This is a genomic window from Bradyrhizobium sp. F1.4.3 (genome assembly GCF_040548375.1).
Classification (GTDB): Bacteria; Pseudomonadota; Alphaproteobacteria; order Rhizobiales; family Xanthobacteraceae; genus Bradyrhizobium.
In genome coordinates this window covers 17600-43904 of sequence record NZ_JBEPRN010000015.1, presented here as the reverse complement: position 1 = coordinate 43904, position 26305 = coordinate 17600, and the positions used below count along the sequence as shown (strand labels likewise).

Here is a 26305-nt window from a genome sequence, read left to right as displayed (position 1 = left end):
GGGCTTTCGTGCCCCGCTACGACGAGAAGCTTAGCGGTTGGGGATATGGCGTATGCAGCAAGTATTGCACCGGGGTGCTGCGATGATGCAGCACCGTGAAGAAGCCCTGGATGCGTCCTGGGATGATTTGAAGCTATTTTTAGCGTGTGCAAAATATAAAAGTTTTCGCAACGCTGCCGAAGAACTCGGACTCACCTCCACGACGTTGATGCGCAGGATCGACCGGCTCGAAGAGAGCATCGGCTGCAAGCTGTTCCTGCGCGACCAGAGCGGACTCACGCTCAGCGACGAAGGCACCGCGATGATTGCCGACGTCGCGCATATGGAACGTCACGCCTTCAACGTTTTCCGGCGCGCCTCGCGCTCGTCCAACGATACATCAGGCACCGTGCGCGTCGCGGTGACGGAAGGCCCCGGCAATTTCTGGATCCTGCCGCGGCTGATCGATTTCCAGAAGACCTATCGCAAGATCACCGTCGATCTGCGTTGCGCAATGGAGCAGGCCGATGTCGCGCGGCTGGAATCCGACATCGCGATCCAGCTCGAGCCGCCGACCAATCCCGATCTGATCGTCGCCAAGCTCGGCCGGCTGCACATCTATCCCTTCGTCTCGAAGGAGTACGAGATTCTCTACGGCGTGCCGCAAACGCTCGCCGAATTGCAGAACCATCGCATCGTCAAGCAGACCGCTCCGCAAGTCGACGACACCGCCTATGCCCGCATCCTCGGACTAACGTCGCTCGAAGGCATCGTCGGGATCAAGACCAACTCCTCGGTCGGCGCGCTCTATGCGGTGGAGCGCGGAGCCGGCATCGGCTTCCTGCCGACGGTGTCGATCGCGCTCGGCGCGCCGCTCATCGCCGTCGATCTCGGTGTCAGCCATCACGCCGATCTGTGGCTTACCTATCACAAGGAGTTCCGCGCCTCCGAGCGGCACAAGATCGTGGTCGACTGGCTGAAGAAGATCTTCGATCCCAAGACCTATCCGTGCTTCCGCGACGAGTTCATCCATCCGAACGCGCTGGTTCCGATGATGACGGTCGCGCGCGAGGGCTTTGGGTTGACAGGATATGTCGCGGCGACGCCGACGTAAGTGGATGGGCTCGGCCTCACCACCTGTATTCGAAACCGACCGTGCCCTGGTGCGACGTGAGCTCGTTGCGGAACTTGCCGTCGTAATTGATGTAGAGCCGCGCGGCGCTGGTCAGGCTGAGCGAGGCCGAGGCGCCGGCATCCATGCCGTAACGGCTCTCGCCGATGCCGGGGACGACGATGCTCTCGGTCCCCAGGCTGACCTGGACCGATCCGAGGTTCTGATAGAAATTGTCGACGAACTTGCTGTAGGCGGAAAGATCCAGGATCTTCTGGTCGAATATGAAGTAGCGCCCGATCTCGGCCCCGATCATGACGCGCGCGCGCGAAATCGCGGTCGAACCGACGTTCAAGGGATCAAGTCCGCCCGCCTCCTGGAACGCCGCACCGGTGGCCCGCACATATTCGAGCGCGCCCTTGGGCACGACGCGCATCTGATCCTTGGTCCAGTAATAGCTGATCTCAGTCAGCGCGCCGTCAACTGCGGCGCGATAGCCCGCGATCGCCAGGCCAAAGCCGGTGTCGCGGCTGGAATGGACCCTGCCGAAGCCGTGCACCACTGCGAAGGCCCAGGTCCACGGGCCCTTGTCGACGGAGCCGTTGAAGCCAAGCTGGGTCAGGTCGAGCGTTGCCGACTGGAGCGCGAGCGGCACGTCGATGTCGGTATGGCTCTGATCGACGGAGAAGCCGAGATTGACGCCCGGAGCAATCCGCGCGCCAAAGCCGGCGACGCCGCCAAATGTCTTGCGCTTGTCGCCGGCGAAATCGCCCTGCGCATCGGTCCGGACCGAAATGCCGTAGCCTTCGAACCAGGTCCGGTAACGCGGATCCTCCACGCTCTCGGACGCACCGCCGCCGCCAGGATTGGTGCGGAACGCCCGGTTGAAGCCGCCCGACGCCTGGTTGCCGAGCCGCTCCAGAAATCCGGAGCCGAGATCGAGCGCGCTGTTGCCGGCAGACTGGTCGTAATTGGTCGAGGTCGGTGACGGCGTGGGCGGCGGCACCGGCGGGCGGGCCTGTGCAAAGCCGGGCGTAGCTGCCACCGCCACGACCAATGCCAAGGCCATCGCAATCGCGGCCGCGATCCGGCGGACGCGGTCCGGCCCGAACGTCTGTCGTGTTCCGGAGGGCCGCGAGGGGCAGCTCATGACGACTAATCCCGAAAGCAAGATAGCGGTCCGCAAAAATGCAACACGAGCAGCGGCGCGTGCGGCGATTTGTGCTGAACTGCCACGGAGGGTCAACCGGTTGGCACGCTACAGCCGAGGCGATTACCCTCGATTGTGGTTCCGCGGCCACAGGTCGCAAATTGCAGAAGCACAGGCCCGGTCCGGTCTTGAAATTTGCACACGGCTTGCTAACGCGCGATTTTCGTGTTGCAATATCAGACACAATCGGAATTGGCGCTCGGCTGTGCGTTTCGCGACATTGAGACTCAAGACTCGAACAGACTTACGGAAGCCCGTTTGTGGCGTGGTACGCGAAAAGCGGCCGCGTCTTTTTTGTATCTAGCGGAGGAGACGAACGATGCCACAAAAAGGCACCGTCAAATGGTTCAACCCGACCAAGGGCTATGGGTTCATCAAGCCGAACGGCAGCGATAAGGACGTGTTCGTCCACATCTCCGCCGTCGAGCGTGCCGGACTCTCGACCCTCAATGAAAATCAGGTGGTTGAATACGACCTCGTGGAGAACCGCGGCAAAGCATCCGCGGAAAACCTCAAGGTCTCCTGATTTCTCTCACGCCACGCGCGAGAGATCATGACGTTGCCCCCGGCGTTGCCGGGGGATTTTGTTTATGGCGGTAGAGAAAAGTGGCGCTTCAGCTCGCCACCGGCGAAACAAGAAAATTCTCCGACGGACCGCTTCCCGCCGTCTTGCAGACGTCGCCCACGATGCTGACCTTGCCGGTTGCAACCAGCCGCAGCGCCTCGGGATAAATGCGGTGCTCGACTTCGAGGATGCGCTCCGACAGCGTGTCCCCCGTATCGTTGTCGCTGACCGGCACCGCGCCCTGCATCACGATCGGACCGGCGTCGGTCTCCGGAATGACGAAGTGCACCGTCGCGCCAGACAGTTTGACGCCGGCGCGCAAGGCTTGGCCATGCGGGTCGAGGCCGGGGAACGAAGGCAGAAGCGACGGATGGATGTTGAGCATCCGCCCGTACCAGGCCTTGGTGAATTCGGCCGTGAACAGCCGCATGAAGCCGCCGAGACAAATCAGCTCGATGCCGTGCTGATCGAGCGCTGCTTGCAGCACCGCCTCGAAGGCCGCGCGATCCTTGCCGAACGGCTTGCTTTCGATCACCTGCGTCTTGACGCCGCTCGCCTTGGCTCTTTCGAGCCCCAGCGCATCGGCCTTGTTCGAGATCACGAGCGAAATCTCCGCCGGAAAATCCGGCGCGGCCGCGGCCTTGATCAGGGCGGCCATGTTGGAGCCCCGCCCCGATATCAGGATGGCGACGCGGCGCTTCATCACAACGCCAGGTCGAGGTGGCCGTTATAGACGACGCGATGCTCGCCCTCGGCCGGGATCACCGTGCCGAGCTGCGCCGCGGTCTCGCCGGCGTCGGTGAGGACCTCGATCACCTCGTCGACCTTGTCCGGCTCGACGATCGCGATCATGCCGATGCCGCAATTGAAGGTGCGCAGCATTTCGAGCTCGGCGATGCCGGCCTGCGCGGCCAGCCATTTGAACACCGGCAGCACCGGCAGGCGCGCCAGATCGATGCCGACGCCGAGGTTCTTCGGCAGCACGCGCGGAATGTTGTCGGTGAAACCGCCGCCCGTGATGTGGGCGAGGCCCTTCACCGCCCCGGTCTCGCGGATCGCGCGCAGGCAGGATTTGACGTAGAGCCGGGTCGGCGTCAGCAGCACGCCGCCGAGCGTCATGACCGGCGAAAACGGCGCCTGCGCCTCGAAGCCGAGGCCGGACTGCTCGACAATCTTGCGCACCAGCGAGAAGCCGTTGGAGTGCACGCCTGACGAAGCAAGCCCGATCACGGCGTCGCCCGCGGCGATGTCCTTGCGCGGCAGCAGCGTGCCCCGCTCGGCCGCGCCGACGGCAAAGCCGCCGAGATCATAGTCGCCGTCCTTGTAGAGGCCGGGCATTTCGGCGGTCTCGCCGCCGATCAGGGCGCAACCTGACTCGCGGCAGCCTTCGGCGACGCCGGCGACGATCGCCGCGGTCGCCTCCGGATCGAGCTTGCCGCAGGCAAAATAGTCGAGGAAAAACAGCGGCTCGGCGCCCTGGACCACGAGGTCGTTGACGCTCATGGCGACGAGGTCGATGCCGATCCCACCATGCAGGCCGGTCTCGATTGCGATCTTGACCTTGGTGCCGACGCCGTCGGTGGCGGCGACCAGCACGGGATCCTTGAAGCCGGCCGCCTTGAGGTCAAACAGGCCGCCGAAGCCGCCGATCTCGGCATCGGCGCCGGGCCGTGCGGTGGCGCGCACCATCGGCTTGATCAGGTCGACCAAGCGGTTGCCCGCGTCGATATCGACGCCTGAATCGGCGTAAGTGAGGCCGTTTTTGCGGTCGGTCATGCCCGATTTCCAGTGGGTTTGCGGCTGGTTACGTCGAATTCCGGGGACGCGCAATGGCTCGCATGGCGCCCCGTCCTATACTATGTAGATATCAACCGGTTCAGCCTTCAAACGGGCCGGATTTGAGGTCAGGCCGGGTGCCGGGAAGCGCCGCGTGAGTATTCCGAATATCATTACCCTGGGCCGCATCATGCTGGTCCCGATCATCGTCTGGGCCATCGTGTCGAGCCAAATGGAGGTGGCGTTTGCCGTGTTCCTGATCGCCGGCATCAGCGACGCTGTCGACGGCTTCCTGGCCAAGCGTTTCAACATGACGAGCGAGCTCGGCGCGCTGCTCGACCCGCTCGCCGACAAGGCGCTCTTGGTCTCGATCTACCTAGCGCTCGGCATCTGGGGTGACATCCCGCGCTGGATCGTGATCCTGGTCGTCTCCCGCGACATCATGATCGTTGCCGCCGTGATCGTGTCCTGGCTGTTCGACAAGCCGGTCGAGATGAAGCCGTCGAAGGTATCCAAGCTCAACACAGCGGCCCAGGTCGCCTACGCGGCCTTGGTGCTGGCCGCGCTTGCCTTCGGCTTCAAGGCGGCGCCCTATGATATAATCCTGATGGGCTTCGTCACGATCTTCACGCTCTCCTCCGTATCGCTCTATCTCGTCGAGTGGCTGAGGCACATGAGCACGATCGACGCCAAATGAGCTCGGAAACGGCCCCGCAAAAGGCCAACTCCGGCTCGATTAAGTTGAATCTCTTCAAGCGAAGCCGGCGCGCCGGCATGGAGCAAAGCAAGCGTGGCAGGCCGCGTTCATCCCCGACAATTGGCGTTTTCGCTTCCGCATGCGGAAAGCCTGAGCCGGGACAATTTCCTTGAAGGCCCCGCCAACGCCGCCGGCCTCGCCCTGATCAACGGCTGGCCGGAATGGCCGAACCGGATCATGTGGCTCGCTGGCCCCGAAGGAAGCGGCAAGAGCCACCTTGCCGCGATCTGGGCCGAGGACGCCGGCGCCCGCTCCACCACCGCCAATGCCCTGACCGCCACCGCCGTCCCCGGCGCGCTCGCCACCGGCGCGCTGGTGGTCGAGGATCTCAAGGCGAAGGATTTCGACGAGCGCGCGCTCTTCCATCTGATGAACCTTGCGCGTGAGGACGACGCCTACATCCTGTTCACCGGACGCGAGGTGCCGGCGGCGCTGGACGTCGAGCTCCGCGACCTCCGCTCCCGGCTTCGGACGATCCCCGTGATCTCGCTACTGCCGCCGGACGACCTGCTCTTCCGTGGCCTGATCGTCAAATTCTGCGCCGACCGCCAGCTCAGCGTGGACGAGAGCGTGGTGAGCTACCTCGCCATCCGCCTGGAGCGCTCCTCGGCCGCCGCCCGGCAGGCCGTGGAACTGCTCGACAGCGAGGCCCTGCGGCTCGGGCGCCCGGTCACCCGGGCCCTGGCGGCCGAGCTGCTGCGGGACACCTGATCCAGATGACTGCGCTCACGCCGCTTGACGCCGTGGGGCGGCGGAACATCAATGTCATCGAAACGTCATCGCGCTCACACATGCTCCCGCCGGTTTTGCGCATAGGCCGCAAAGTATGGCGAGACAGGATGGACCGACTTCTAATGGACTCTGCGCAAGCCGTTGAAATCAAAGATAAAGCCCCGGAACCCGAGGGCCTGCCGGCAATCGCATCCAGCCCCGAGCGATTCATCAATCGCGAGCTCTCCTGGCTGCATTTCAACCGTCGCGTCCTGGAGGAATCGGTCAATCCCAGCCACCCGGTGCTGGAGCGGGTGCGATTCCTGTCGATTTCAGCGAATAACCTCGACGAGTTCTTCATGGTCCGCGTCGCCGGCATCAAGGCCCAAGTGCGCGAGGGCATCGCCGAGCGCAGCCCGGACGGCCTGACGCCGTCCGAGCAACTCACGCTGATCAACCACACCGTCTCCCAGCTGGCGTCCGACCAACAGGCGATCTGGGCCGACCTGCGCGGCACGCTCGCAGGCGTCGGCATCGTGCTGGTCGACGGCAAGGAGGTCACCAAGGCGGAGCGGACCTGGCTCGAGGACTATTTCCTCAACAACGTGTTCCCCTTGCTGACGCCGCTCGCGATCGATCCGGCCCACCCCTTCCCGTTCATCCCGAGCCTCGGCTTCACCATCGCGCTCCAGCTCACGCGCGCCGTCGACGGCAAGCAGATGAACGCGCTGATCCGCATGCCCGGCAAGATCGACCGCTTCATCCGCCTGCCGGCCGACGGCAAGGTGGTGCGCCTGATCTCGCTGGAGCAGGTCACCGGTCTTTTCATCAACCGCCTGTTCCCGGGCTACAATCTCCACGGCCAGGGCGCCTTCCGCATCATCCGCGACTCCGAGCTCGAAATCGAGGAAGAGGCCGAGGACCTCGTCCGCCTGTTCGAGACCGCGCTGAAGCGGCGCCGCCGCGGCTCGGTGATCCGGCTCGAGATCGACGCCAAGATGCCGGAGCAGCTGCGCAGCTTCGTGCAGCACGCGCTGTCGGCCGCCGACGACGAGGTGTTTCTGGTCGACGGCGTGCTCGCCATGAACGAACTCTCGCAGCTCACCCGGCTCGACCGGCCCGACCTCGAATTCACCCCTTACGTGCCGCGCCATCCCGAGCGCGTCCGCGAGCATGGCGGCGACATTTTTGCCGCGATCCGGCAGAAAGACCTCGTCGTCCACCATCCTTATGAATCCTTCGACGTGGTGGTGCAGTTTCTCCAGCAAGCCGCGCGCGATCCCGACGTCGTCGCTATCAAGCAGACGCTCTACCGTACCTCCAACAACTCGCCGATCGTGCGCGCACTTGCGGAAGCCGCCGAAGCCGGCAAATCCGTCACCGCGCTGATCGAGCTAAAGGCGCGCTTCGACGAAGAGGCCAACATCCGCTGGGCGCGCGACCTCGAACGCGCCGGCGTGCAAGTCGTCTACGGCTTCCTCGAACTGAAGACGCACGCAAAACTCTCGATGGTGGTGCGCCGCGAGGGCGGCAGCCTCACAACTTACGTCCACACCGGCACCGGCAATTATCATCCGGTCACCGCGCGCATCTACACTGACCTGTCCTATTTCACCTCGGAACCGACCATCGGCCGCGATGCCGCACGCGTGTTCAACTTCATCACCGGTTATGCGGCGCCGAGCGACCTGGAAAAGATGGCGGTGTCGCCGCTGACGCTGCGCAAGCGCATCATCCAGCACATCCAGGGCGAGACCGAGCACGCCCGGCACGGCAAGCCCGGCGCGGTCTGGATGAAGATGAATGCGCTGGTCGACCCCGACATCATCGATGCGCTCTACGAGGCATCACAGGCGGGCGTGCAGGTCGAACTCGTGGTGCGCGGCATCTGCTGCCTGCGGCCCGGCATCCCCGGCCTGTCGGAGAACATCCGCGTCAAATCGATCATTGGACGCTTTCTGGAACACGGCCGAATCTACTGCTTCGGCATGGGCCAGGGCCTGCCGAGCGCGAAAGCGGCTGTGTATATCTCGTCGGCCGACATGATGCCGCGCAACCTCGACCGCCGCGTCGAGGTGCTGTGTCCGCTGCAGAATCCCACGGTGCATCAGCAGGTCCTCGAACAGATCATGGTCGCGAACCTGAAGGACAATGAGCAGAGCTGGCAATTGTTGCCGGACGGGTCCTCAACGCGTATGAAGACCGCGAAGGGCGAGGAGCCTTTCAACGTCCACAACTACTTCATGACAAATCCGAGTCTGTCTGGCCGTGGAAAGTCGCTCAAGGAATCCTCGCCGCGTCGTCTCACGCGCCGGAACGAACGCAATCAGTCCTGACCGGAGATTGCCGTGAAACGGCCGCGCAAGCGTGGCGCTAGCGTCGCGGTCATCGACATCGGCTCCAATTCGGTTCGTCTCGTCGTCTACGAGGCGCTGGCGCGGAGCCTGATTCCGATCTTCAACGAGAAGACTCTGTGTGGCCTCGGACGCGAGGTGCAGAGCACGGGTCTGCTCGCCCCTGATGCCGTCGACAAGGCGCTGACCTCGCTGAAGCGGTTCCGCGCGCTGTGCCGCGTGATGCAGGTCGGCCGTGTGTTCGCGATCGCCACCGCCGCGTGCCGCGACGCCTCCAACGGTCCCGACTTCATCGCAAAGGCCGAGCGCATATGCGCGGTGAAAATCGAGATCCTGTCCGGACCGCGCGAGGCGCGGCTGTCGGCGCTCGGCGTGATCTCGGGAATTCATCATCCCGACGGCATCGTCGGCGATCTCGGCGGCGGCTCGCTCGAACTGATCGACGTGCGCAGGAACAGCGTGCGTAGCGGCGTGACGCTGCCGCTCGGCGGCCTCGCGCTCCAGGACCTCGCCCACAAATCGCTCAAGCGCGCCGACCGCATCGTGCGCGAGGCGCTCGACGAGGTGCCGCAGCTCAAGGCGGGCAGCGGCCGCAGCTTTTATGCGGTCGGCGGCACCTGGCGCGCGCTCGCGCGCATCCACATCATCCAGAGCGGCTATCCGCTCCAAGTGATGCACGGCTATTCGATTTCGGCCGCCGAGGCGCTCGACTTTTCGCGGCGTCTCCGTCGCCTTGCAGCCGCCAACATGCTCGCCGACATCGAGGTCGTCGCGGATGCGCGGCGCCCGCTCCTTACCTATGCCGCGCTGGTGCTCGAGCACGTCATCCGCGTGGCGAGGCCGAAGACCATCGTGTTTTCGACCTTCGGCGTGCGCGAAGGCCTGCTGCACGAGAAGCTCTCGGAGACCGAGCGCAACAAGGACGGGCTGATCTGCGCGGCGGAAGAGCTGAACCAGCTCCTGTCGCGCTCGGCCCGCCATGCCCGCGAGCTGATCGCCTGGACCGACCGCCTCGCGCGCGTGGTCAAGCTGCGCGAGACCGAGGAGGACCGCCGGTTGCGCCACGCCGCCTGCCTGCTCTCCGACATTGGCTGGCGCGTGCATCCCGACCATCGCGGCGAACAAACGCTGAGCCTCGTCGTCAACGGCAATTTCGGTGCAATCACGCACACCGAGCGCGCCTTTGTCGGCCTGTCGGTGTTCTATCGCTATGCTGGCCTGAGCGAGGAAAACCAGCCGCCGCTCACCATGCAGGAACTGCTGACCCCGGCGCAACTCGAACGCGCCCGTCTGCTGGGCGCGGCGTTCCGCGTCGCGCATCTGATCTCGGCGGCGCGTCCGGGCGTGCTGCCCGCCACGCATTTCCGCAGCGAGGGCCGCAAGCTGATGCTGGTGTTCGAGCACAGGCTCGGCGATCTCGTCGCCGACCGGGTCGGCAGCCGCTTCAAGCAGCTCGCCCGCCTGATCGGCCGCTCCGGCTCGATCATCCGGCGCTAGAGCATGATCCGGACCCGAAGGGCCGCGCTAGCGCAAAGTGCGGGGCGGTTTTCCCTCGCGACAAACGCGGAACGCGTTTGCGCGGAGATCATGCTCCTGAAATAGAGCCCTCAGGTCGCCAGTACCGTCTCGGTGTGCTCGACCTCTGGCGGGGCGGCAAAATACTGGCCGACGAGGCCGCGCCATTCGGTGAAATTCTCCGAGCCGCGGAAATCGACGGTGTGGTTTTCCAGGGTCGTCCACTTCACCATCAGCCGGTAACGCTGCGGCTTCTCGATCGATTTGTGCAGTTCGAAGCCGTGAAAGCCCTTGGCGCGGCCGAAGGCGGCCTTGGCCTTGGCGACCGCTGCCTCAAAGTCCTTCTCGCTGCCCGGCTTGACGTCGATTTGCGCGATCTCGGTGATCATTGGTTTCCACCCTTCTTGTTTAACAGGTGTATCTACCGCAGCCGGAGGCAAACAAAAAGGGCGCCGGAATGGCACCCTGATCGGCCCAAAACGCGGCGCTCTCAGGCGAACAGCAGAGCTGCGCCTGCCACGACGAGCGCGCAACCGACGAACAGCGCGAGCGGCCAGTAGCTGCGGCGGCTCTGCGTGTAGCGGCCCAGGGCGCGGCGCTCGGTGATCACCGCGGTCTCGTATTCGTCTGCAGTCGAGAACAGACAGGCGAAGCCGCCGCGTGCCGAGGCCGCAGCGGCTTCGAGCGACATCAGAGTGGCCTGCGGGTTCTGTCGACGGATCGATTCCATAACCACAATCGTAGGAACCGAATGGTAAACAGAGGATTACCGCGAGGCCTCCCGCGCCTCAGGCTGTCGCCGGCTGTGTCTTGGACTGTGCCTTGGGCACACCGATCCGCGCGGCGCTCTGGCGGCGCCAGTTCTCCAGCGACAACGGCAGCTCCTCCGCCGCCTCGACGCGGTTACGGCCGCCGCGCTTGGCCTGGTAGAGCGCGGTGTCAGCCGAAGCCAGCAGCACCTCGAGCTCGGTGCCGGCCGGCCCGCCGGACACACCGATGCTAACGGTGGTATCGACCGGGCCTTCATCGACCACGACGCCGGAGGTCTCGAACGCCTCGCGCACGCGCTCGGCGACCAGTACCCCCTCTTCCAGCGAACACGGCAGTAGCGCCGCGAACTCCTCGCCGCCGATGCGGCCTGAGAGGTCCGAGATGCGCAAATTGCTGACAACGACGGTCGAGAACAGCTTCAGCATCTCGTCGCCGGCGGGATGACCGAAGCGATCGTTGATCGACTTGAAGTGATCGATGTCGAAGATCATCACGGTGACCGGGCGACCGCCCTTGGCTTCGCGCTCGATCATCCGCGCGCAGGCCTCGGAGAAGCCGCGGCGGTTCAACATGCCGGTCAGGGGATCGGTGGATGCAGCGGTCCGGTGCGCCGTGACCGTGCGCTCCGACACCAGCATGAAAATCACGAACACGGTGCCGACGGCGTAGAGCACAAGCTCCACCGCGAACACGGTGACCCAGACGCTGGCGGAAAAGCCGGCATCGTTCGGCCGCAGGAAGCTGCCGAGCAGGATCGGCAGCATCAGCACGCAGCCGTGCATCACCGGCACCACGAAGGCCGGCCAGCGCCGTTGCAGGCTCTTGCGCCGTTCGACCCAGAGCTCGCTCGCGGTCAGCGCCGCATAGACCGAGACGATGCCGGCGCCGATGATCATACGCAGCATCGAAGCGGCAGGATCGAGCAGGGTCACCGTCGCGACCCAGGCGAGCGCGCCGAGCACGAGACCAGGCCAGTTCGGCTTGCGCCCGTGGAAGACGCGCGCCGCATTCCACACCATGCCGCAGGCGACGAAGCCCACCGCATTCAGCGCGAGATAGAGATGCGGGCCGAGCTTGTCGCCGGTCGCAGTCCATAGCGCGACGGAAGCCGCGCCGAGGAGATATGCGGTGCCCCACCATTTCAGCGCGGGGCTGTTCTCCTGTCTGCCGAAAAACACCATCATGGCGCCGAGCAATGCGGCAACCATCGTGGCGACCAAATAGAGCGTGATGCTATCGAGCGACATCATGTCGGCCCCCTCTTGAACATAGCAGTTACGCGATCGGCTCAGCCGACTTGCGCGCCCTTCCAGATGCGACGCTATGTCCTGCGAGTTCCATTCAGGTTTTCACGCGAGGCCAAGTTTTCGCGAAACACGTCATCAATTTGCGTACAAACGAGCAACAAAAAGGGCGCTGAAATCAGCGCCCTTTTGCATTTCATTGAAGCCGCTTTCGCGGCGAATGTGATCGAAGCGATTAACGCTTCGAGAACTGGAACGACCGGCGGGCCTTGGCCTTGCCGTACTTCTTGCGCTCGACCACGCGGGAGTCGCGGGTGAGGAAGCCGCCCTTCTTGAGCACGGTGCGCAGCTCCGGCTCGAAATAAGTGAGCGCCTTGGAGATGCCGTGACGGACCGCGCCGGCCTGGCCGGACAGACCGCCGCCGGCGACGGTGCAGATCACGTCGTACTGGCCGGCACGCGCCGCCACGACGAACGGCTGCTCGATCATCATGCGCAGCACGGGACGGGCGAAATAGACCTCGACCTCGCGCGCGTTGACCGTGACCTTGCCTGCGCCCGGCTTGATCCAGACGCGGGCGACCGCGTCCTTGCGCTTGCCGGTGGCGTAGGCGCGGTTGAACTTGTCGACCTTCTTCTCGTGCTTGGGCGCATCGGGCGCCGCCGTCTTGAGCTGCGAGAGCTGGTCGAGCGACTGAATGGATTCGGCCATGATTATGCGGCCCTCGTGTTCTTGCGGTTCAACTTGGCGATGTCGATCTTCTCGGGCGTCTGGGCCTCGTGCGGATGATCGGCGCCGCCATAGACGCGGAGATTGCCCATCTGGACGCGACCGAGCGGACCACGCGGGATCATTCGCTCGACGGCCTTCTCGAGCACACGCTCGGGATGCTTGCCCTCGAGGATCTGGCGCGCGGTGCGCTCCTTGACGTGGCCGACAAAGCCGGTGTGCTTGTAGTAGGTCTTCTGCTCGCGCTTGCGGCCGGTGAGGACCGCATGCTGCGCGTTGATGATGATGACGTTGTCGCCGCAATCAACGTGCGGTGTGTAGGTCGGGAGGTGCTTGCCGCGCAGGCGCATGGCGACGATGGTGGCGAGGCGGCCGACGACCAGACCCTTGGCGTCGATCAGCACCCACTTCTTCGTCACCTCAGCCGGCTTTGCCGAAAAGGTTTTCATATCGGAGTTTCCGTGGACGGGAGACATCGGCGCGAACACCGCACCGGACTGCGCGGTTTTCTAGAGAAGAGCTGCGCAACGGTCAATGCCTGAAGACGGAAATTAAATAAGCAAAATCAGTATGTTAAAAATATGGTGCTATATTACCTGCGAAAAGCTCAAACATTTGGAATGGAATAGGTCGATGTGACATGGGCGATCGGATCGGGTGACGTCCCGGACAACAGGTTCACTTCGCCAACCGCCAGCCGCTTGCCAAGCTTGAGCAGCCGCGCCTCCGCCAGCACGTCCTGTCCGGGCTGGCCCTTGCGCAGGAAGTTGATGTTGAGATTGGTCGTGACGGCAAGCCCGATCGGACCGATCGCAGACAAGAGGACCACGTACATCGCGAAATCCGCCAGCGCCATCAGCGTCGGGCCGGACACGGTTCCGCCGGGCCGCAGCATCTTTTCGCCGTAGCGCTGGCGCAGCAGGCAGGTCTGGCCGTCGGCGCTCTCGATCGTGATGTCGTCGCCGCTGAAGGCCTGGGGAAACTCGTCGCGGAGAAACTGTTCGAGCTCCGCCACGCTCATTTTCGCTAATGCCATGCTAAGCCTTACCCTCGCTTCACGTCCCCTGTTACATTAGGTTATCTGCATCATCCAATTGCAATAATCCAACTGGAAACGCTTCAATGTCCGTCCAGCCCGCCCGCCCCCCCTCCGCGGAACCGCCGATCCTGCTGCGGGAGATCGTGGGCAGTGTTGCCGTGCTGACGCTGAACCGCCCCGCCGCGCGCAACAGCCTGTCGGAGGCGATGATCGGACAGCTGCATGCGAGCTTCAACGCGATTGCCGAAGACAAGCGCATCCGCGCCGCCGTCATCGCCGCCAACGGCCCGGCGTTCTCCGCCGGCCACGATATGAAGGAATTGACCGCGCGCCGCAGCGACCCCGACCGCGGCCGCGCCTATTTCGCAGAGATCATGAATGCCTGTAGCGCGATGATGCAGGCGATCGTGCGTCTCCCCAAGCCCGTGGTCGCTGCCGTCCAGGGAATTGCGACGGCGGCCGGCTGCCAGCTCGTCGCAAGCTGTGATCTTGCGATCGCTTCGGAGGCCGCAAGCTTCGCCACGCCCGGCGTCGACATCGGCCTGTTCTGCTCGACGCCGATGGTGGCGCTGTCGCGCAACGTGCCGCGCAAGCAGACCATGGAGATGCTGCTGACGGGCGAGCCTATCCTGGCCCCGCGCGCCCGCGAGATCGGCCTCGTCAATCGCGTCGTCGCCGCCGGCACCGAGCGTGATGCCGCGATTGCACTTGCGGAACAGGTCGCGCTGAAATCCGCTTACACGGTGAAGCTCGGCAAGGAGGCATTCTACCGGCAGGCCGAAATGAGCCTTGCCGACGCCTACCGCTATGCAGCAGAGGTGATGACCGAGAACATGATGGCGCGCGACGCCGAGGAAGGCATCAAGGCCTTCATCGAGAAGCGCACGCCGACATGGCGAGATGAGTGACAACAAGAAAAGACGACACATGAACCACGACGCCTATCCCGACAATTACATCCGCGGCATCCTCAACAGCGTGAAGTCGATCGCGATGGTCGGCGCCTCGCCGGTCAACGTGCGGCCGAGCTATTTTGCGTTCAAATATCTGGCGCAGCGCGGCTATGACATGATCCCGGTCAATCCCGGCCAAGTCGGCAAGGACCTGTTCGGAAAACCCTTCGTCGCCTCGCTCTCCGACATCGGCCGTCCCGTCGACATGATCGACATCTTCCGCAACTCCAGCCACATCATGCCCGTGGTCGAGGAGGCGCTGACCCTCGATCCGTTGCCGAAGGTGATCTGGATGCAGCTTGGTGCGCGCGACGATGTTGCCGCGGCAAAGGCGGAGTCGGTTGGCATCAAGGTCGTGATGAACCGCTGCCCCAAGATCGAATATGGCCGCTTGTCGTCCGAAATCTCCTGGATGGGCGTCAATTCGCGCACGCTCAGTTCCAAGCGGCCGCCGGCACCGACGCAAGGCATGCGGCTATCCCTCAATCGGATGAGTGTCGGCGGTGGCGACACCGCGGCATCGGATCGCGCCGCCAAAAACAAGAGCGAACAAAGCTGACGCAATTGCGAAGCATTCGTTTCGCGAACGCGACAATGCGTAGCACGATTGCTCTGATGTGAGCCGGCGCCTTGACGGCAGCCGCGGCGCCGATCAGCATGCCGCGCGATTTCAGACCACAAGAACAGGACGCCCTCAATGAGCGATCGCCTTCCGGGATTTGCAACCCTCGCCGTGCATGCCGGTGCACAGCCCGATCCCACCACCGGTGCGCGCGCGACCCCGATTTATCAAACCACGTCTTTCGTGTTCAACGACGCCGACCACGCAGCCTCGCTGTTCGGATTGCAGGCGTTCGGCAACATCTATACCCGCATCGGCAATCCCACCAATGCGGTGCTGGAAGAGCGCGTCGCCGCGCTTGAAGGCGGTACCGCCGCGCTTGCGGTCGCCTCGGGCCATGCCGCGCAGGTCGTAGTGCTGCAGCAACTGCTCCAGCCCGGCGACGAGTTCATCGCCGCGCGAAAGCTCTATGGCGGCTCGATCAACCAGTTCGCGCACGCGTTCAAGAGCTTCGGCTGGAACGTGGTGTGGGCCGATTCCGATGACGTCGCAAGCTTCGAGCGCGCGGTAACGCCGCGCACCAGGGCGATCTTCATCGAGTCCATCGCCAATCCCGCCGGCAGCATCACCGACATCGAGGCGATCTCGACGGTGGCGCGCAAGGCGGGCGTGCCGCTGATCGTCGACAACACGCTGGCTTCGCCCTATCTGATCCGCCCGATCGACCACGGCGCCGACATCGTGGTGCATTCGCTGACGAAATTCCTGGGCGGCCACGGCAATTCGCTCGGCGGCATCATCGTCGATGCCGGCACCTTCGACTGGTCGACTGGCGGCAAATATCCGATGCTGTCAGAGCCGCGGCCGGAATATCACGGCATTCGCCTCCAGGAGACCTTTGGCAATTTCGCCTTCGCGATCGCCTGCCGCGTGCTGGGCCTACGCGACCTCGGCCCTGCGCTGTCGCCGTTCAACGCCTTCATGATCCTCACCGGCATCGAGACACTGCCGTTGCGCATGCAGAAGCACTGCGACAACGCCAAGGCGGTCGCCGAATTCCTCGGCGACCACTCGGCGGTGGCCTCGGTGAACTATGCAGGTCTTGCGAGCGACAAGTACAACCAGCTCGCCCGCAAATACGCGCCGAAGGGCGCGGGCGCCGTGTTCACCTTCAGCCTCAAGGGCGGCTATGACGCCGGCGTCAGTCTGGTGTCGAAGTTGCAGCTGTTCTCGCACCTTGCGAACGTCGGCGACACCCGCTCGCTCGTCATCCATCCGGCCTCGACCACGCATAGCCAGCTCGACGACGCCGCCAAGGTCAAGTCCGGCGCCGGCCCCGACGTGGTGCGGCTCTCGATCGGCATCGAGGACAAGGAAGACCTGATTGCCGACCTGGAGCAGGCGCTGGGCGCGTAGTCGCCGTCACCACCGTCTTCCGGGGCGTGCGAAAGCGGGCCCCGGAATGACGGGCTGCAGTTAACAGTCATTAACCATATCTGCCGCATACATCGTCACTGGATCGCCCCTTTGATTCGGAGCCGACGATGCTGCGCTGGATAGTGCCCGCCCTAGCGGCGATACTGACGGTCTCAGGTGCGCTGGCCGCCGACCTCCCGGCCACGCCGAAGCGACGCGCCGCCGCTCCGCAGCAGGAGCCGCCCAAGGTCTATGTCGAGACCGATCCGGATGCGCTGATCTCGCCGGCCTATGGCGTCGGCAGCTACATCCGCAACCTGCCTGGCACTCCGCTTCTGCCGGGCTCTTACACGCTGCCGGGTTATTACGGCCGTCCGTGGGACTACGACTATCAGGGACCGTATTACGGCGGACCTCAGGTCGGGTATTTTTGGCGGCTGCCCTACGCCTGCGGCATCTACGGCTATTGCTGACCGGCCAGGATCAGCCGACCTGACCGACGGGAACCGCACGCGGCTGCGCATCCGCAGCTTGCCGTGACGCGAGCCGCTCCGTCTGCATCACCGCAAGCGTGAGCACCACGATCGCGACCGCCTGGTGTGCGAGCGCAAGCCCAATCGGCACCTGGTTGAGCAGCGTGAGAATGCCGAGCACCGCTTGCAGGCTCACGGCCGCCAACAGCCACAACGCACCGCTCGCCGCAGCCCCTGCGCGCGACCGCACGGCATCGAACGCGTGCAACGCTGCGAGCGCGAACAGCGCATAGGCTGTCATGCGGTGCTCGAACTGCACAGTGAGCACATTGTCGAACAGGTTGCGCCACCACGGGGTCTCGAACAACAGCCGCTCCACCGACGGAATGAACGCGCCGTCGATCTGCGGCCAGGTGTTGTAGGCACGCCCGGCGCGCAGGCCCGCAACCAGCGCACCGAAATAGATCTGCACGAAGGTCACGGCCACAAGCAGCGCGCTCATGAATCGCAACCGCGCCGGCGCTGCGATCTGCAGCCGCTCGGCGAGCCGCCGCACCGTCCAGACGATGCCGGCGAAGATCAACAGCGCGAGCACCAGATGCGTCGCCAGCCGATATTGCGATACCTCGACGCGCTCGGAGAGGCCCGAGGCCACCATCCACCAGCCGACGGCGCCCTGGAGCCCCCCGAGTGCAAACAGGAACCATAGCCGCCGCTTCAATTCACCGGACAGGCCGCCGCGCCACAGGAAAAACAGGAACGGCAGCAGGTAGGCGACGCCAATGAAACGGCCGAGCAGCCGGTGGCTCCATTCCCACCAGAAGATCTCCTTGAACTCGGACAGGCTCATGCCGGCATTGAGCTCGCGATATTGCGGGATCTTCTTGTAGGCCTCGAAGGCGTCGGTCCATTGCGCTTCCGAGAGCGGCGGCGCGCTGCCGGTGACCGGCTTCCATTCCACGATCGAGAGTCCGGATTCTGTCAGCCGCGTTGCGCCGCCGACCAGCACCATCAGCGCGATCAGCGCGGCCACGGAGATCAACCACCAGCGCACGGCGCGATGCGGCTCGGACGGGGCGGAAATGATCGTCATTTCGGGCTCGAAACCAGGACTTGTACCTAAGAGACTTGAACCAATGAGGCTTGAACCGGACTGCGTGCCCCTTATAGTCCCCCGCTCCCACAGCGCAAGTTACGCAAAAGACCGCGACATCCCGTCATGACGATCCGCACCCGCAAGTTCCTCGGCGCCATCCTGCTCCTGGTGCTGGCCACCGTCTGGGCCCTCCTCGGCATGGTGCTGGCGCAGATGCCGTGGATCGCCGAGTCCGGCTGGCGGCAGGCGATCTACTATGTGGTTGTGGGCATGGGCTGGGTGCTGCCGGCGATGCCGATCGTGAGCTGGATGCAGCGGCCCGACCGCGCCAGATCTAGGTCGTAGCATCTAGTTTGTAGCACTGCCCGTCGGTCTCACCGGCGCAAAGGCAATTCCGGACACCATCACGCGCATCATGCGTAGCGAACGCACCCGGCCATTCCAGGAAATCCGCGGCAATGCGCGCAGATTGGTACGTCCTTCCGCATCAACGATGCCTGGTATCGTCGATACCGCGCTGGCAAAGCCCGCCTCCTCTGCCATCACGACATGGCTGCGCCGGAACGAGGCGCGATCGCCGAACGGAAACGCCACGTGCCGGATCTCGCGGCGGAAGGCCGCTTCCGCCACCGCCTTGCCCATCGTCATCTCGCGCAGCGCAGCCGCGTCCTTGATGTTGGCGAGAACCGGATAGTTCACCGTCGCGCTGCCGATCGTGACCAGAGGATCCGCCGCGAGCTTCGCCAGATCTTCCCAATCCATCGACGCGTCGCGCGAGAGCGCGGCGAGATCGATCCGGTAGCGTGTGCAGAGATCGGCGATCGCAGCCGACAGATCCGCCGGCGGCAGCGAACGCAGCCAGCTCTCGACGAACGAAAACAGCGCCCGCTTCTCGGCATTGCCTGTGACGGTGAAGCGCTGCTCCCTCTCGCCCATCATCAGGCTGATGCGACTCGCGCGCGCGATCACCTGCTCGAGCCCGAGCCACCACGCTTCACCAACGCCATCGGGAAAGGCGGTGGGAACGTAGACGGTGAAGGGCACGGCGTGGCGCGCCAGCACCGGATAGGCAAAACCGATCAAATCCCTGCTGGCGCCATCGAAGGTGAGAGCCACGAAGCGCCGCCTCTCCGGCAGCGTCACCGCGCGCCGGCAGACCTCGTCCATACCGAGAAAGTCATACTTCCAGCGTTTCAGCGCGCGGATGGCTCGATCGAGAAATTGCGGCGTGATCTCGTTTTCGCGTAATGGCTGGAACGCGCCGCTCCGTCGCGGCCGCACGCGCTCGAAGCGCAGGATGGCGCCGGCGCCACGGCTGCGCCACAAGGCCTGGCCGGAGAACCAGGCCAGTTCAAGCCGCAGCCGCTCCAGCCATCTGTCGTCGGATGCCAATATCCCACCTTCGCGTTCGCCGGCGGCCTGTTCCCTCGCCTATTGTCATTACCCTTTGTTGACATTTCTTTGCAAAGGTCGGCCACAGGCCGAAATACGCATTTTTTCGTTTTCTCGACAGGTTTCGCGAATGACCATGGCTGCGGCGATGCAAAGCCGGACGGCAGAAGCGCCACCACGGTCGAAAGCAAGCCGTATCGCGCATGTCGATTTCGTCGCCGATATCGGCCTGGCCGAGCCGATCTGGCGCGCCTTCGAAGAGCCCGGCCATCTTTCCACGCCCTATCAGCGGTTCGATATGCTGAGTCCCTGGCAGCGGCTGGTTGGCGAGATCGAAGGCGCCCGGCCCTTCATCGTGATTGCCCGGGACGCCGAGCACAAGCCGCTCGCACTCCTGCCGCTCTCGCTTCGCCAAAACCATAGCGTGCGCACCGCCTGCTTCATGGGCGGCAAGCATACGACCTTCAACATGGGGCTGTGGAACGCCGAGTTCGCAGCACAAGCCGCCGCAGCCGATCTCGATGCGCTGTTTGAGCCAATGCGCGAGCATGTCGACGTGCTCTCGCTGACGCAGCAGCCCAGGCGCTGGCACGACCAGCAGAATCCGTTTGCGGCTCTCCCGCGGCAGAGCTCGATCAACGGCTGCCCTCTGCTGGTGATGGAGCCCGGCGGCCCGCCCGCATCGCGGATCAGCAACTCGTTCCGGCGCCGGCTGAAGAGCAAGGAGAAGAAGCTCCAGGCACTCGCCGGCTATCGCTATCACTTCGCCACCACCGATGCGGACGTCACCCGCCTGCTCGACTGGTTCTTCCGCATCAAGCCGGCGCGGATGGCTGAACAGAAGCTGCCGAATGTGTTCGCCGAGCCGGGCGTCGAGCAATTCATCCGCGACGCATGCCTGTCGCCCTGCGGCGAGGGCTGCGTCATCGACATCCACGCGCTCGAATGCGACGACGAGGTGATCGCGATCTTTGCCGGCGTCGCCGACGGCCAGCGCTTCTCAGCGATGTTCAACACCTACACGCTGTCGGAGCAAGCCCGCTACAGCCCCGGCCTGATCCTGATGCGCAACATCATCGACCGCTACGCCGAGCGCGGCTACCACTCGCTCGACCTCGGCATCGGCACGGACGACTACAAGCGGATGTTCTGCAAGGACGACGAAGACATCTTTGACAGCTTCGTCCCGCTGACCTCGCGCGGAAAACTCGCGGCCATGGCGATGTCCTCGCTCAACCACGGCAAGCGACTGGTGAAGCAGAACCAGATGCTGTTCGACCTGGCGCGAAAGCTGCGCCAGGCGTTCGGGTAAGCGTTACAAGCTCTCGCCGAAAATCTAACGGCTGGCGAACTGCGCCACCCTCTCTTACAAGGTGGGAGGGTGAGAGACCTACGCAGCCACGACACGCGGTGCGGGCTCGCCGGCATCCGACGGCTGCACCGGCCTGCTCAGCATCGTCACCTCGCTGAAGTCGACCGCCTTGAGCTGCTCGCACATCAGCGCGCGGGCATCGGGCTCCATCGACGCATCGGGCACCACGACGGCGCGGGCATTCGCCGTCAGCAGCTCAGCCGGAAGATCGGAGGCGCTGCCGGCGTCGATCAGCACGTGGTCATAGGCGCGAAGCAGAGCGTCGATTGCGAGGGCCACCCGCGGCGACTGAAGCAGGCTGCGGTCGAAGCCCGGACGGCCGGCCATCACCAGATGCAGCCGGGAGAGCTTGTCGCGGGTGATGACCTGCGCAAACGACGCCTCGCCCTGCATCAGCTCGGCAAGACCCGGCGCCGAGGCATCGACGGAGATGGCTGCAATCGTCGACGAGGAGACAGCAAGATTGACCACGACGACGCGCGCGTCGCGCGCCAGGTGCCTGGCGAGCGTCAGCGTCGACAGCGTGATGGCATCGCCCGACGCGGTGCCGAGCACCGTGACTTTCTTCGCGGCCGTGCCGGCGGCGCGCAGGCTCTCGGCCAGCCGGTCGATCTCGGCGAATTCGGTGACATCGGCATCGGCCGTCATCTCCGGCTGAAGCGGCGCGGGATCAGCCACCACGGGATCGACAACCGGCTCCTGGCGAATAGGCGCCAGCGCCGGGATGATTGCAGCCACCGCGCGGGGGGCGGTCTGGCGCAACAGCTCGCCGGTGACAACGAGACCGGACGAGAGCAGCAGCGTCGCCAGCGTCGCGATCAGCACGATCGGCAGCTTCTTCGGATAAGCCGGCGTGTTGGACACGATCGCGCGCGAGATGATGCGGCCTTCCGCCGGTGCGGTGTCGATGGTCTCGCGGGTGCTGGCCTCCCGGTACTTCCCAAGATACGTCTCGAGTAGGTCGCGCTGCGCCTTGGCCTCGCGCTCGAGCGCGCGGAGCTGGACGTCCTGGCCGTTGGTCGATGTCGCCTGCTTCTTGAGCTGATCGAGGCTCGTGGTCAGGCCGTCGACCCGGCCGGCGGCGATCCGCGCATCGCTTTCGAGTGAGCGCGAAATCTTGGCCGCTTCATCGCGAATTTGATTGTCGAGATCGCCGAGCTGTGCCTTCAGCTCCTTGATACGCGGATGATTGCCGAGCAGCGTGGATGACTGTTCGGCAAGCTGCGCCCGCAGCGTCACCCGTTGCTCCGACAGTCGCCGCATCAGTTCGGAATTCACCACCTCGGATGCCTCGATCGGCTTGCCGCTCTGGAGCATCTCGCGGATCAGCCGCGCCCTGGATTCCGCGTCCGCCTTCATCGAGCGTGCGTTGTTGAGCTGGGTATTGACCTCGCCCATCTGCTGGTTCGACAACGTCGTGTTGTTGGTGCCGATGAATAGGCTCGACTTGGAGCGGAAATCCTCGACCTTCGCCTCGGCGTCGGAGACCTTCTTGCGCAGATTCTCGATCTCGCCCGAAAGCCACTGGCTGGCGCTGCGCGCCTGGTCCTGGCGCGCATTCTGCTGGAGCACGAGATAGCCGTCGGCGATCGAATTGGCGACGCGCACGGCGAGATCGGGATCGGCCGACTGGAATTCGACCACGACCACGCGGGACTTGTCGACGGCATAAGCCTGGAGGCGATCGTAATAGGCGTCGAGCACGCGCTCTTCAGGCGTCATCGAGAACGGATCGCGGCCGATGCCGACCAGCGCCGCAAGCGACTTCAGCGGCGAAATGCCTTGCAGCACCGGATCGAATTCCGGCCGTTCCGCAAGCTTGTTCTTCTTGATGATCTCGCGCGCGAGATCGCGCGACAGCACGAGCTGGACCTGGCTGGTGACGGCCTCGGGATCGAGCGCCTGCCGCTCCTCGGTGCTGCGGTCGCTGCTCGGACGCAGAAACACGTTCTCACGGCCGTCGATCAGGATACGCGACTCGGATTTGTAGCGCGGCGTGACGAGATTGACGACGGCGACGGAAGCGACGAGGGCCAGCACCGTCGGCACGATGACCCAGCCGCGCTTGCGCGCCAGCGCGCCTCCGAGCGCGTGCAGATCGATATCGCCGGATTCGGCTGGCGCCTGGTTCACGACAACGGGTGCGGGCTTTGCTTCGATCTTCGGCTTGGCTTTAGGCTTCGACACAGCCCGTTCGATCACGGCCTTGTCCTTGCCGGCACGCCAGAACGCTAAACGCATCGAACACTCCCGCAGGGCAACGCCACCAATCTACCTCAACCGGGGCGATTACACTCCATTAGGGTTGCTGCCGGGTTAATCGCGATATCTTGCGACCGGTGCACGCGCGCTCGTCACCGTTTGTTAACCACGAGGGCTCTTAATCCCTCTCGATATTTCGAGAACTTTGTTCGGCATTCGCCGTCGAGCGCTGGTTTTGATCATGCCCCCCTCTCCCGACCAGCCGCTCCGCATCCTGCACGCCGTGCGCGCCCCTGTCGGCGGCATTTTCCGTCACATTCTCGACCTCGCCAACGGCCAGGTCGAGCGCGGCCATCATGTCGGGATTCTTGCCGACAGCCTCACCGGCGGCGAGCGCGCCGAGACAGCGCTGGCCGAGCTCGCGCCGCGGCTGACGCTCGGCGTGCACCGGCTCGCGATCCGCCGCGAACCGTCGCCGGACGATTTTCTGGTGTGGCTTCGGATGCGGCGCCTGGTCGGCAAGCTCAAGCCCGACGTCACGCACGGCCATGGCGCCAAGGCCGGCGCCTTCGTCCGCATGCGGCGCCGCTCGGATGACACCATCCGCATCTACACCCCGCATGGCGGCTCGCTGCACTATCCCCTGAACACCCTGAAGGGCGAGTTCTACGCGCGGCTCGAGCGGACGCTGATCGACGCGACAGACCTGTTCCTGTTCGAGAGCGCCTTTGCGCGCGACACCTATCAGCGCATTGTCGGCACGCCGAAGGGCGTGGTCCACTGCGTCTTCAACGGCGTGACCCCGGAGGAGTTCGAGCCGGTCGTCATCGCCGACGATGCCACCGACCTCACCTATGTCGGCGAGTTCAGGCACATCAAGGGCGCCGACCTCCTGGTCGAAGCGGTAGCGCGGCTGCATGCGGGCGGCAACAAGGTCACCCTGACGCTCGGCGGCGATGGCGAAGAGACGGCCACGCTGAAAGCACAGGTCGAGAAGCTCGGCCTGACAGGTGCGATCCGCTTCGTCGGCCACGTCAAGGCGCGCTACGGCTTTTCCAGGGGCCGGCTCCTGGTCGTACCCTCGCGCGGAGATTCCATGCCTTACGTCGTGATCGAGGCGGGAGCGGCCGGCATTCCCATGATCGCAGCGCGCGTCGGCGGCATCCCCGAGATTTTTGGCAACGACAGCCCAGCCCTGTTCGCAGCGAGCAACGCCGAGGCCATGGCCGAGGCCATCGCGGCCGCGCTCGAAAACCCGCAGCTGACCGCGCAGCGTGCGGCGTCGCTCCGCGAGCGCATATCGGCGCATTTCTCCCAGCAGGCGATGGTCGACGGCGTGCTCGCGGGTTATCGCGACGCATTTGCGAACCATTAACCATCCTTAAGGCGGCTTTAGAGAATCTTCCGATTTGTCCGTTATCCGATGAGCTTGGGGGATGCTCGCCCGGGACGCAAAGCCGTGGCCCTCGGGTTTTGGAATGGACGTGGACGCCCGTGGAACCGCTCAACGCACGCTCGATGCTCGATGCCGCGACCAGCGCCGCGGCCAAGCCGGCTGAAACAGCTTTCGTCGAACGCCGTCGCCGGCTCACGCCGGCTGCGCTCGACGTCGTCAACCAGAAGGTTGCCCGCGCCTATTCGCCGATCGTGATCGCCGGCATCGTGCGCGCCACCGATTTCCTGCTGCTGAGCTTCATCGGAATCGCGATTGACGTCGGCTATGTCATGCCGCTCACCGGCCTCCGCTGGGATTATCTCGCCGCAATCTTCGCCGTCGCGACCGCCGCAGTGGTCTGCTTCCAGGCTGCCGACATCTACCAGGTCCAGCTGTTTCGCGGACAGCTTCGGCAGATGACGCGGATGATCTCGTCCTGGTCGTTCGTCTTCCTGCTGTTCATCGGCGCCTCCTTCTTCGCCAAGCTTGGCGGTGAGGTGTCGCGGCTGTGGCTCGCAGCCTTCTTCTTCCTCGGTCTCGCCGCGCTCGTCGCCGAGCGCCTCGTGCTGCGCTCGCTGGTGCGCAACTGGGCGCGCCAGGGCCGGCTCGACCGCCGCACCATCATCGTCGGCTCCGACCGCAACGGCGAGGAGCTTGTCGAGGCGCTCAACGGGCAGGAGGATTCCGACATCCACGTGCTCGGCGTGTTCGACGACCGCAACGATAGCCGCGCGCTCGACACCTGCGCCGGCGCGCGCAAGCTCGGCAAGGTCGACGACATCGTCGAATTCGCCCGCCGCACCCGCGTCGATCTCGTGCTGTTCGCGCTGCCGATCTCGGCGGAGACGCGCATTCTGGAGATGCTGAAGAAGCTCTGGGTGCTGCCGGTCGACATCCGCCTGTCCGCGCACACCAACAAGCTGCGGTTCCGTCCCCGTTCCTATTCCTATCTCGGCGAGGTGCCAACGCTCGACGTGTTCGAGGCGCCGATCACCGACTGGGATCTGGTGATGAAGTGGCTGTTCGATCGCATCGTCGGCGGCCTTGCGCTGCTCACCGCGCTTCCGGTGATGGCGCTGGTGGCATTGGCGGTCAGGCTCGACAGTCCCGGTCCCGTGCTGTTCCGGCAGAAGCGTTTCGGCTTCAACAATGAGCGCATCGACGTCCACAAGTTCCGCTCGATGTATCACCACCAGGCCGACCCGACGGCCTCGAAGGTCGTGACCAAGAACGATCCGCGCGTCACCCGCGTCGGCCGCTTCATTCGCAAGACCAGCCTCGATGAGCTGCCGCAGCTCTTCAACGTGGTCTTCTCCAGCAATCTCTCCCTGGTCGGCCCGCGTCCGCATGCGGTGCAGGGCAAGCTCCAGAGCCGGCTGTTCGACGAGGCCGTCGACGGCTACTTCGCCCGCCACCGCGTCAAGCCCGGCATCACCGGCTGGGCCCAGGTCAACGGTTGGCGCGGCGAGATCGACAATGAAGAGAAGATCCAGAAGCGCGTCGAGTTCGACCTCTATTACATCGAGAACTGGTCGGTGCTGTTCGACCTCTACATTCTCCTGAAGACGCCGATCTCGCTGCTGACCAAGAACGAGAACGCATATTGAGTTGAGTTTCTTCGTCTTGCCCCGCGAAAGCGGGG

Annotated in this window: 26 protein-coding genes; 14 read left to right on the top strand and 12 right to left on the bottom strand. The window is 64.4% G+C overall.

The genetic code is table 11. The features are described 5' to 3' along the window. The first annotated feature begins 52 nt into the window (after window positions 1-52). The gene (locus tag ABIB73_RS29130) at window positions 53-1093 is read left to right on the top strand and encodes a LysR family transcriptional regulator (RefSeq protein WP_354229634.1); all 1041 of its coding nucleotides are present in this window, start codon (window positions 53-55) and stop codon (window positions 1091-1093) included. A 16-nt stretch (window positions 1094-1109) separates the two neighbouring features. On the opposite strand, the gene ABIB73_RS29125 is transcribed toward ABIB73_RS29130, so the two are convergent. Further along, window positions 1110-2240, bottom strand: a complete 1131-nt coding sequence (locus tag ABIB73_RS29125; RefSeq protein ID WP_354229632.1) for an autotransporter outer membrane beta-barrel domain-containing protein — start codon at window positions 2238-2240, stop codon at window positions 1110-1112. A 379-nt stretch (window positions 2241-2619) separates the two neighbouring features. Here ABIB73_RS29125 and ABIB73_RS29120 point away from each other — a divergent pair, with 379 nt between their 5' ends. Beyond that, the gene (locus ABIB73_RS29120) at window positions 2620-2826 is read left to right on the top strand and encodes a cold-shock protein (RefSeq protein WP_007591938.1); all 207 of its coding nucleotides are present in this window, start codon (window positions 2620-2622) and stop codon (window positions 2824-2826) included. An 88-nt stretch (window positions 2827-2914) separates the two neighbouring features. Here ABIB73_RS29120 and purN read toward each other — a convergent pair whose 3' ends face one another. Next, a complete protein-coding gene (purN, locus tag ABIB73_RS29115; RefSeq protein WP_354229630.1) occupies window positions 2915-3568 on the bottom strand; it encodes a phosphoribosylglycinamide formyltransferase in 654 nt (217 codons plus the stop codon). Next, window positions 3568-4641: a phosphoribosylformylglycinamidine cyclo-ligase gene (gene purM / locus ABIB73_RS29110; protein ID WP_354229628.1), complete on the bottom strand. Its 1074-nt coding sequence runs from the start codon at window positions 4639-4641 to the stop codon at window positions 3568-3570. The genes purN and purM overlap by 1 nt, the downstream gene beginning before the upstream one ends. Window positions 4642-4795: 154 nt before the next feature. Between purM and ABIB73_RS29105 the strand changes: the two genes are divergently transcribed. From ABIB73_RS29105 to ppx, 4 genes are all read left to right on the top strand, one after another. Beyond that, the gene (locus tag ABIB73_RS29105; protein ID WP_354229626.1) at window positions 4796-5338 is read left to right on the top strand and encodes a CDP-alcohol phosphatidyltransferase family protein; all 543 of its coding nucleotides are present in this window, start codon (window positions 4796-4798) and stop codon (window positions 5336-5338) included. A gap of 93 nt (window positions 5339-5431) precedes the next feature. Beyond that, the gene (locus ABIB73_RS29100) at window positions 5432-6109 is read left to right on the top strand and encodes a P-loop NTPase family protein (RefSeq protein ID WP_354229624.1); all 678 of its coding nucleotides are present in this window, start codon (window positions 5432-5434) and stop codon (window positions 6107-6109) included. A 143-nt stretch (window positions 6110-6252) separates the two neighbouring features. Beyond that, on the top strand, window positions 6253-8445 hold the full coding sequence (locus tag ABIB73_RS29095; protein ID WP_354229854.1) for an RNA degradosome polyphosphate kinase: 2193 nt from the start codon (window positions 6253-6255) through the stop codon (window positions 8443-8445). 12 nt (window positions 8446-8457) lie between these two features. Beyond that, window positions 8458-9960, top strand: a complete 1503-nt coding sequence (gene ppx, locus ABIB73_RS29090; RefSeq protein WP_354229622.1) for an exopolyphosphatase — start codon at window positions 8458-8460, stop codon at window positions 9958-9960. Between the two features lie 110 nt (window positions 9961-10070). Here ppx and ABIB73_RS29085 read toward each other — a convergent pair whose 3' ends face one another. The 6 genes from ABIB73_RS29085 to ABIB73_RS29060 all read right to left on the bottom strand — a co-directional run bounded on the left by ABIB73_RS29085 (window position 10071) and on the right by ABIB73_RS29060 (window position 13759). Then, the gene (locus ABIB73_RS29085; RefSeq protein WP_354229620.1) at window positions 10071-10367 is read right to left on the bottom strand and encodes an antibiotic biosynthesis monooxygenase family protein; all 297 of its coding nucleotides are present in this window, start codon (window positions 10365-10367) and stop codon (window positions 10071-10073) included. A gap of 101 nt (window positions 10368-10468) precedes the next feature. Then, window positions 10469-10708 (bottom strand): hypothetical protein, encoded by a 240-nt coding sequence (locus ABIB73_RS29080; RefSeq protein ID WP_354229618.1) that lies wholly within the window; start codon window positions 10706-10708, stop codon window positions 10469-10471. A 58-nt stretch (window positions 10709-10766) separates the two neighbouring features. Further along, window positions 10767-11999 (bottom strand): GGDEF domain-containing protein, encoded by a 1233-nt coding sequence (locus ABIB73_RS29075; protein ID WP_354229616.1) that lies wholly within the window; start codon window positions 11997-11999, stop codon window positions 10767-10769. A 229-nt stretch (window positions 12000-12228) separates the two neighbouring features. Continuing rightward, a complete protein-coding gene (gene rpsI / locus ABIB73_RS29070) occupies window positions 12229-12705 on the bottom strand; it encodes a 30S ribosomal protein S9 (protein ID WP_354229614.1) in 477 nt (158 codons plus the stop codon). 2 nt (window positions 12706-12707) lie between these two features. Beyond that, window positions 12708-13172 carry a 50S ribosomal protein L13 gene (gene rplM, locus ABIB73_RS29065; RefSeq protein ID WP_354229612.1) on the bottom strand — a complete coding sequence of 155 codons (465 nt, stop codon included), beginning with the start codon at window positions 13170-13172 and terminating at the stop codon, window positions 12708-12710. 158 nt (window positions 13173-13330) lie between these two features. Further along, window positions 13331-13759 carry a PaaI family thioesterase gene (locus ABIB73_RS29060; RefSeq protein WP_045003148.1) on the bottom strand — a complete coding sequence of 143 codons (429 nt, stop codon included), beginning with the start codon at window positions 13757-13759 and terminating at the stop codon, window positions 13331-13333. Between the two features lie 86 nt (window positions 13760-13845). Here ABIB73_RS29060 and ABIB73_RS29055 point away from each other — a divergent pair, with 86 nt between their 5' ends. The 4 genes from ABIB73_RS29055 (at window position 13846) to ABIB73_RS29040 (ending at window position 17166) form a co-directional block, all read left to right on the top strand. Beyond that, complete coding sequence (locus tag ABIB73_RS29055; protein ID WP_354229610.1) at window positions 13846-14670, top strand: enoyl-CoA hydratase; 825 nt, start codon at window positions 13846-13848, stop codon at window positions 14668-14670. 19 nt (window positions 14671-14689) lie between these two features. Then, window positions 14690-15274: a CoA-binding protein gene (locus ABIB73_RS29050; protein WP_354229608.1), complete on the top strand. Its 585-nt coding sequence runs from the start codon at window positions 14690-14692 to the stop codon at window positions 15272-15274. Window positions 15275-15412: 138 nt separating this feature from the next. Then, entirely contained in the window at window positions 15413-16693 is a 1281-nt protein-coding gene (locus ABIB73_RS29045; protein ID WP_354229606.1) for an O-acetylhomoserine aminocarboxypropyltransferase, read from the top strand. Window positions 16694-16821: 128 nt separating this feature from the next. Beyond that, window positions 16822-17166 carry a hypothetical protein gene (locus tag ABIB73_RS29040; protein ID WP_354229604.1) on the top strand — a complete coding sequence of 115 codons (345 nt, stop codon included), beginning with the start codon at window positions 16822-16824 and terminating at the stop codon, window positions 17164-17166. Window positions 17167-17176: 10 nt separating this feature from the next. Here ABIB73_RS29040 and ABIB73_RS29035 read toward each other — a convergent pair whose 3' ends face one another. After that, window positions 17177-18259 carry a COX15/CtaA family protein gene (locus ABIB73_RS29035; protein ID WP_354229602.1) on the bottom strand — a complete coding sequence of 361 codons (1083 nt, stop codon included), beginning with the start codon at window positions 18257-18259 and terminating at the stop codon, window positions 17177-17179. Window positions 18260-18385: 126 nt separating this feature from the next. Between ABIB73_RS29035 and ABIB73_RS29030 the strand changes: the two genes are divergently transcribed. Continuing rightward, entirely contained in the window at window positions 18386-18607 is a 222-nt protein-coding gene (locus ABIB73_RS29030; RefSeq protein ID WP_354229600.1) for a DUF2842 domain-containing protein, read from the top strand. A gap of 3 nt (window positions 18608-18610) precedes the next feature. Here ABIB73_RS29030 and ABIB73_RS29025 read toward each other — a convergent pair whose 3' ends face one another. Then, window positions 18611-19654, bottom strand: a complete 1044-nt coding sequence (locus ABIB73_RS29025) for a polysaccharide deacetylase family protein (protein WP_354229598.1) — start codon at window positions 19652-19654, stop codon at window positions 18611-18613. 130 nt (window positions 19655-19784) lie between these two features. Here ABIB73_RS29025 and ABIB73_RS29020 point away from each other — a divergent pair, with 130 nt between their 5' ends. Further along, entirely contained in the window at window positions 19785-20966 is a 1182-nt protein-coding gene (locus ABIB73_RS29020) for a GNAT family N-acetyltransferase (protein ID WP_354229596.1), read from the top strand. Between the two features lie 78 nt (window positions 20967-21044). Here the strand turns inward: ABIB73_RS29020 and ABIB73_RS29015 are convergent, their stop codons facing one another. Continuing rightward, complete coding sequence (locus tag ABIB73_RS29015) at window positions 21045-23267, bottom strand: GumC family protein (protein WP_354229594.1); 2223 nt, start codon at window positions 23265-23267, stop codon at window positions 21045-21047. Window positions 23268-23469: 202 nt separating this feature from the next. Here ABIB73_RS29015 and ABIB73_RS29010 point away from each other — a divergent pair, with 202 nt between their 5' ends. Together ABIB73_RS29010 and ABIB73_RS29005 are read left to right on the top strand one after the other, a co-directional pair. Further along, window positions 23470-24603 (top strand): glycosyltransferase family 4 protein, encoded by a 1134-nt coding sequence (locus ABIB73_RS29010; RefSeq protein ID WP_354229592.1) that lies wholly within the window; start codon window positions 23470-23472, stop codon window positions 24601-24603. A gap of 119 nt (window positions 24604-24722) precedes the next feature. Further along, on the top strand, window positions 24723-26270 hold the full coding sequence (locus ABIB73_RS29005) for an undecaprenyl-phosphate glucose phosphotransferase (protein ID WP_354229590.1): 1548 nt from the start codon (window positions 24723-24725) through the stop codon (window positions 26268-26270). Window positions 26271-26305 lie beyond the last annotated feature (35 nt).